7 protein-coding genes are annotated in these 6,385 nt (G+C 42.1%); 6 read left to right on the plus strand and 1 reads right to left on the minus strand.

Annotation, left to right across the window (positions count from 1 at the left end; all coding sequences use genetic code 11):
* Nucleotides 1-146 precede the first annotated feature (146 nt).
* The 6 genes from IGI67_RS17805 (at nucleotide 147) to upp (ending at nucleotide 5,921) form a co-directional block, all read left to right on the plus strand.
* Nucleotides 147-737, plus strand: coding sequence for a thymidine kinase (locus IGI67_RS17805; protein ID WP_207108865.1), 591 nt, complete (start codon nucleotides 147-149; stop codon nucleotides 735-737).
* A 91-nt stretch (nucleotides 738-828) separates the two neighbouring features.
* Nucleotides 829-1,902, plus strand: coding sequence for a peptide chain release factor 1 (prfA, locus tag IGI67_RS17810; protein WP_207108864.1), 1,074 nt, complete (start codon nucleotides 829-831; stop codon nucleotides 1,900-1,902).
* On the plus strand, nucleotides 1,895-2,725 hold the full coding sequence (gene prmC, locus IGI67_RS17815; RefSeq protein ID WP_207108863.1) for a peptide chain release factor N(5)-glutamine methyltransferase: 831 nt from the start codon (nucleotides 1,895-1,897) through the stop codon (nucleotides 2,723-2,725). The genes prfA and prmC overlap by 8 nt, the downstream gene beginning before the upstream one ends.
* Before the next feature lie 178 nt (nucleotides 2,726-2,903).
* Nucleotides 2,904-3,917 (plus strand): L-threonylcarbamoyladenylate synthase, encoded by a 1,014-nt coding sequence (locus IGI67_RS17820; protein ID WP_429958593.1) that lies wholly within the window; start codon nucleotides 2,904-2,906, stop codon nucleotides 3,915-3,917.
* Between the two features lie 68 nt (nucleotides 3,918-3,985).
* On the plus strand, nucleotides 3,986-5,227 hold the full coding sequence (gene glyA / locus IGI67_RS17825; protein WP_207108861.1) for a serine hydroxymethyltransferase: 1,242 nt from the start codon (nucleotides 3,986-3,988) through the stop codon (nucleotides 5,225-5,227).
* A gap of 64 nt (nucleotides 5,228-5,291) precedes the next feature.
* Nucleotides 5,292-5,921, plus strand: coding sequence for a uracil phosphoribosyltransferase (gene upp, locus IGI67_RS17830; RefSeq protein WP_207108860.1), 630 nt, complete (start codon nucleotides 5,292-5,294; stop codon nucleotides 5,919-5,921).
* Between the two features lie 45 nt (nucleotides 5,922-5,966).
* Here upp and IGI67_RS17835 read toward each other — a convergent pair whose 3' ends face one another.
* Nucleotides 5,967-6,203, minus strand: coding sequence for a hypothetical protein (locus IGI67_RS17835; protein ID WP_207108859.1), 237 nt, complete (start codon nucleotides 6,201-6,203; stop codon nucleotides 5,967-5,969).
* Nucleotides 6,204-6,385: the final 182 nt, after the last annotated feature.

The following is a 6,385-nucleotide window of genomic DNA, read 5'->3' on the forward strand; positions in this document are numbered from 1 at the left end:
CTTATATTCTTAAAAAGATAGCCTGTGACTTTGTTGAAAATAATTGTTGAATCTTCTAAGACGTTCTTCCTATGAAAATTATTACTGTAAATAATCCAGTTTTTCCGCTATAATACGATAGGAACAAAAGGGAAAGGTGACAAGAAATGGCCCAGCTTTTTTTTAAATACGGCGCGATGAATAGCGGCAAGACGATTGAGATACTGAAGGTTGCTCATAATTACGAGGAACAGAATAAACCAGTGGTACTGATGACTAGCGGTTTAGATACACGTGAAGGTGTGGGGACGATCTCCAGTCGGATCGGTTTAAGTCGTCCTGCGGTACCGATTTTTTCTGAGACCAATATCTATGACTTTATTAAAAATCTTGATTATAAGCCTTATTGTGTTTTGATCGATGAATCACAGTTCTTATCGAAAGAGCATGTTGTGCAATTGGCGCAAGTTGTAGATGACTTAGATATCCCAGTGATGGCATTTGGTTTGAAAAATGATTTTCGAAATGAAATGTTTGAAGGCTCGAAATATTTGCTGCTCTATGCAGATAAATTAGAAGAATTGAAAACAATCTGCTGGTTTTGCCATAAGAAGGCAACAATGAACCTGCATTATATCGACGGTCGACCAGTCTACGAAGGGGATCAAGTTCAAATAGGGGGAAATGAAGCGTATTATCCTGTTTGCCGCAAACATTATTTACACCCAGAAATAACCAGTTCTGCTGGTGAGAATTAGCGGACTTATTGATGTGATGAAACCTATCTTCGTTTTTCTCAATGAAAAATGATTAGTTTAAAAGAATAATTAATTAGGAGGAATACAATCCATGTACGATCAACTGCAGGCTATCGAAGATCGTTATGAAGAGCTTGGTGAATTACTGAGTGACCCGGAGGTTATCAGTGATACCCAACGCTTCATGCAGCTTTCAAAAGAAGAGGCCAATACTCGAGATACGGTAGAAACCTATCGCCGCTATAAAAAAGTGGTGGAAGGAATCAGTGACGCAGAAGAATTGCTAGGTGAAAACTTAGATGCTGAAATGGCTGAGATGGCAAAAGAAGAGCTGTCTGATTTAAAGAAAGAAAAAGAAGTTTTAGAGGATGAGATCAAGATTCTTCTATTACCTAAAGACCCTAATGATGATAAAAATATCATCATGGAAATTCGCGGAGCCGCTGGAGGCGACGAAGCGGCATTATTCGCTGGCGATCTGTTCAATATGTATCAAAAATACGCTGAAAATCAAGGCTGGAAGACTGAAGTCATGGAGGCCAACGTTACAGGTATTGGTGGATACAAAGAAGTTATTATGATGATCACTGGTGACAATGTCTACTCAAAATTGAAGTATGAAAGCGGCGCGCACCGTGTTCAACGTGTGCCTTCGACTGAATCTCAGGGACGTATTCATACCTCGACTGCGACTGTAGTAGTTATGCCGGAAGCGGAAGAAGTAGAGATAGATCTGGCTGATAAGGATATTCGGACGGATATTTATCACGCATCCGGTGCCGGCGGACAGCACGTCAACAAGACTGCATCGGCTGTTCGTTTGACGCATATTCCAACCGGGATCGTTGTTGCCATGCAGGATGAACGCTCTCAGATCAAAAACCGTGAAAAGGCGATGAAAATCTTACGTGCACGGGTTTATGACAAGATTCAACAGGAAGCACAAAGCGAGTATGATGCAAGTCGTAAATCTGCTGTGGGTACTGGTGATCGTTCAGAGCGTATCCGTACGTACAATTTCCCGCAAAATCGTGTGACCGATCACCGTATTGGTTTAACAATTCAGAAATTGGATCAGATTCTAGCAGGTAAGCTGGATGAGATTATTGATGCCTTGATTATGTACGATCAAACCAAGAAATTGGAAGAGATGCAGAATGGCTAAAACTTATGTAGAAGTCCTATCGAGGGCTTCTTCTTTTTTAGAAGCCGCAGGAAAAGAAGGCTACGCAATCGAATACCTTTTTCTTGCTCGCAAAAATTGGGATAAGACCCATTGGCTGTTGCATTTGCGAGAGGAGATTTCTTCTGCAGATGAAGCGTTGATCGAAAAGGATCTAGCAAGTTTGATGGCTAACGTTCCGCCCCAATACTTGCTGGGCTATGAATATTTTTTTGATCATCGCTTCAAAGTAACAAAGGACACGTTAATCCCGCGGCCAGAGACGGAGGAGCTAGTGGCTCTTTGTTTATCCATGAACGACAATGCACCCAAGCAAGTTGTTGATATCGGTACTGGTACAGGGGCGATTGCTGTTAGCTTGAAACTGGCTCGACCAAGCTGGCAGGTGACTGCTGTCGATATTTCAGAAGCGGCGTTAAACGTTGCTGAAGAAAATGCAGAAACATTGCAAGCGGCTATCGATTTCAGGCAAAGTGATGTGTTATCGGCAATTACTGAAAAGCAAGATATTATTATCAGCAACCCTCCCTATATCAGCCAAAATGAGTGGGAGTTAATGGATGAAAGTGTCCGAACCTATGAGCCTAAAACGGCCCTCTTCGCTGAAAATGAAGGTCTGGCGATCTATCAAAAAATTGCAGCGGAGAGTCGTAACCTTCTCCATCCAGATGGGATGATTTTCTTGGAGATCGGCTTTCGTCAGGGGAGCGATGTGCAGGAGATCTTTCAATTGGTCTATCCGGAAAAAGAGGTGAGGATCCATCAGGACATGACCGGAAATGATCGAATGGTGGTTGTTTTCTAAAAATTATTTTTTGCGCGAAAAATAATAAAAGAACACGATAGCAATGGGGTTTAAACGCACAAAAAGTTATCAACATGGTTATGCACACTTGACATTTCGCTTATCCACAATAAGGGGATAAGTCTAGATAGAAAGTATTTATAGCAGGAAAGTTAGAAAAAGGAGCTGTGGAGAAGCTGTGGAAACGAAAATTTTTCAAACAGAAGAAATAGATCAAGCGGCGGAGTTATTGTCTCGTGGGGAACTGGTGGCTTTTCCGACGGAGACCGTCTATGGACTAGGTGCCAATGCGCTTTTGCCGGAGTCAGTGCAACAGGTTTTTTCGGTCAAAGGGCGTCCTAGCGACAACCCATTGATCGTCCATGTCGCTGATTTTTCAATGACAAAAGCCTTTGTTGAAAGTTATCATCCTTTCACCAAAAAAATCGTTAATCACTTTTGGCCAGGACCGCTGACTTTGATCTTTAGTATCAAAGAAGGCAGTTTGAACCCTGTTGTGACAGGCGGGTTATCCACAGCTGCCTTCAGAATGCCAGATAATAAAAAAACATTATCTTTAATTGAAAAAACAGGGGCACCGCTAGTTGGACCAAGCGCCAATACTTCAGGAAAGCCAAGTCCAACCACAGCGATGCACGTATTTCATGACCTAAAGGGAAAAATCGCTGGGATTTTAGATGATGGTGCAACACAAATTGGTGTAGAGTCGACAGTCTTAGATTTAAGTAATGAAGTACCGACAATTTTGCGGCCAGGTGCTGTCACTAAAGAAGCATTGGAAGAAGTCTTGGGTGTAGAAATTCCTTTAGATAAGCATCTGGTCAAGGAAAGCGAGACACCCAAAGCTCCAGGTATGAAGTACAAGCATTATTCACCAGATACCCCAGTTTTGATGATTGCTCCTGATGATTGGGATAAAGCTTTAGCATGGGCAAGGTCAAACGATCAAAAAGTTGGCTTGCTTGCGACACCGCGAATTGCTGATCAGTATTCTTCAGCGGATCGTTTTGTGTTTGCTGATCAATCAGTTGAAGCCGCAACACGCGGCTTGTTCAGCGGATTGCGGGCATTGGATGAAGCAGGAAAGACAGATATTATCTTCGCGGAGGTCTTTCCAGAGGATCATTTGGGCTTGGCTTATATGAATCGCTTAAAGAAAGCGGCAGGCCAAAATTATTTTAGTGAAAAGTAAACAAAAGATTCGATTATCTTCAAAAACTTTCGTATACTTAAATCAGAAAATTGAAAGGTGGCGTTGGGATGGATTACAAAACACTAGATCCCGAACTATGGGGAGCAATTGAAAACGAGGCAGAGCGTCAAGAACAAAATATTGAGTTGATCGCCTCAGAAAACATCGTGTCAGAAGCAGTGCAGATGGCACAGGGGAGCGTCTTAACCAATAAATATGCGGAAGGCTATCCTGGCCGACGTTATTATGGCGGCTGTGAGTTTGTCGATGTTGTTGAGAACTTGGCCATTGATCGTGCAAAAGAACTGTTTGATGCAGAATTTGCCAATGTACAAGCGCATTCTGGCTCGCAAGCTAATCAGGCAGCATATTTTTCATTAATCCAACCTGGCGATACGGTTTTAGGAATGGATCTATCAGCTGGAGGTCACTTGACACATGGTTCGCCAGTAAATGTCAGCGGTAAGCTGTACAATTTTGTCAGCTATGGTGTCGATCCGCATACAGAGACGATCGACTATGAGGTTGTTCGTATTTTGGCGCGGAAACATCAGCCGAAATTGATTGTGGCAGGTGCCAGTGCCTACAGTCGGACAATTGACTTTGCGCGTTTCCGTGAAATCGCTGATGAAGTCGATGCAAAATTAATGGTAGATATGGCCCATATCGCTGGACTAGTAGCAACAGGCTTGCATCCCAACCCAGTACCTTATGCCGATGTCGTAACATCAACAACACATAAGACTTTACGCGGACCTCGTGGCGGCCTAATCTTGACTAACGATGCTGATTTGGCTAAAAAAATCAACAGTGCTGTTTTCCCAGGATTGCAGGGCGGACCGTTGGAGCATGTAATTGCAGGTAAAGCTGTAGCCTTCAAGGAAGCTTTAGCGCCAGAGTTCAAGGTGTACAGTGAACAAGTTTTAAAAAATGCGCAAGCAATGGTCAAGGTATTTAATCAGACACCTGAAACACGTGTGATCTCTGGATCTAGCGACAATCACTTGCTGCTGATCGAAGTAACAGGTTTTGACATTACAGGACGTGAAGCAGAAGAATTATTGGATAGCGTGCATATTACTGTCAACAAAAACTCGATCCCATTTGAATCAAAAAGCTTCAAAGAAACTAGTGGGATTCGCATCGGAACACCTGCGATTACAAGCAGAGGTTTTGAAGAGGAGGATGCGAAGCAAGTTGCTGAATTGATCGTTGAAACGCTGCAATCTAAAGGTGATGAAGAAAAATTAGCAGCGATCCGCAAAGCTGTTTTAGAATTAACAGATTCTCATCCAATTCATGCACATTAGACTAGTTTTCTTATACCAGTTGTCTTATAATTAGGAAAGATGCAGAATAAAGGAGCAATTTATTATGGGCAAGTTTCAAGTAATCGATCATCCATTGATCCAACACAAATTAACGATTATTCGTGATAAAAATTGTGGAACGAAGGTTTTCCGTGAAGTAGTTAATGAAATCGCGATGCTGATGGCATACGAAGTTTCTCGTGATATGCCATTGGAGGATATCGAGATCGAAACACCGATCACGTTATCAACTCAAAAAACTTTATCAGGAAAGAAAGTGGCGATCGTTCCGATCTTGCGTGCCGGGATAGGCATGGTAGATGGTATCTTAGAATTGATCCCTGCTGCGAAAGTTGGGCATATTGGACTTTTCCGAGATGAAGAAACGTTAGAACCACATGAATATTTCTTCAAAATGCCAGAGGATATCGATAGCCGTCAATTATTCATCGTTGACCCAATGTTAGCTACAGGCGGTTCAGCGATTATGGCGATTGATTCATTGAAAAAACGTGGCGCGTCAAACATGAAATTTGTTTGTTTAGTCGCTGCACCTGAAGGGGTAAAAGCTTTACAAGAAGCACATCCAGATGTTGACATATATACTGCGGCATTAGACGAACAGTTGAACGAGCAAGGATATATCGTTCCTGGTCTAGGTGACGCTGGTGACCGTTTATTCGGTACAAAATAAAAAAGATGCGAACCGTTGATCGGTTCGCTCTTTTTGATTGAAAAACTAAATCTTTTTCATTTGCTTATAATTGACAACGACGACGCCATTGGAATGAGTAATCAAGTCTTCATTATCTTGCTTCTCATCAATTTCAATGACTGCTGCGTTTTTCAATTGTTTAGCGACCACCCCAGTTTGGGATTGACCGCGAATAGTGAACATGACGTGTGTCTTTACGGGGAATTTTTTCCCGACTTCGGAAGGATCAACGTGTGCCTCTATTTTGCCAAATGTAGCCATCTGTTTGGAACGCCTCCTTTTTTCACATACTTAATTTTAGCATATTTTCAAGTTTTTTTCATGTAATCGCTTTTTAAGAAGAATCTTACTTTACTTTTTCGTAGAAGTTTTCTATAATTTCTCTTGTACGAAACGCCAGCTTAGCTCAGTTGGTAGAGCAACGCACTCGTAACGCGTAGGTC

It is taken from the genome of Enterococcus sp. AZ196 (assembly GCF_050498845.1).
Lineage (GTDB): Bacteria > Bacillota > Bacilli > Lactobacillales > Enterococcaceae > Enterococcus_A > Enterococcus_A murrayae.

Coding starts and splice junctions, on each gene's coding strand:
- prfA (WP_207108864.1), top strand. CDS start 829: ATGTACGATCAACTGCAGGCTATCGAAGATCGTTATGAAGAGCTTGGT.
- IGI67_RS17835 (WP_207108859.1), bottom strand. CDS start 6,203: ATGGCTACATTTGGCAAAATAGAGGCACACGTTGATCCTTCCGAAGTC.
- prmC (WP_207108863.1), top strand. CDS start 1,895: ATGGCTAAAACTTATGTAGAAGTCCTATCGAGGGCTTCTTCTTTTTTA.
- IGI67_RS17805 (WP_207108865.1), top strand. CDS start 147: ATGGCCCAGCTTTTTTTTAAATACGGCGCGATGAATAGCGGCAAGACG.
- glyA (WP_207108861.1), top strand. CDS start 3,986: ATGGATTACAAAACACTAGATCCCGAACTATGGGGAGCAATTGAAAAC.
- upp (WP_207108860.1), top strand. CDS start 5,292: ATGGGCAAGTTTCAAGTAATCGATCATCCATTGATCCAACACAAATTA.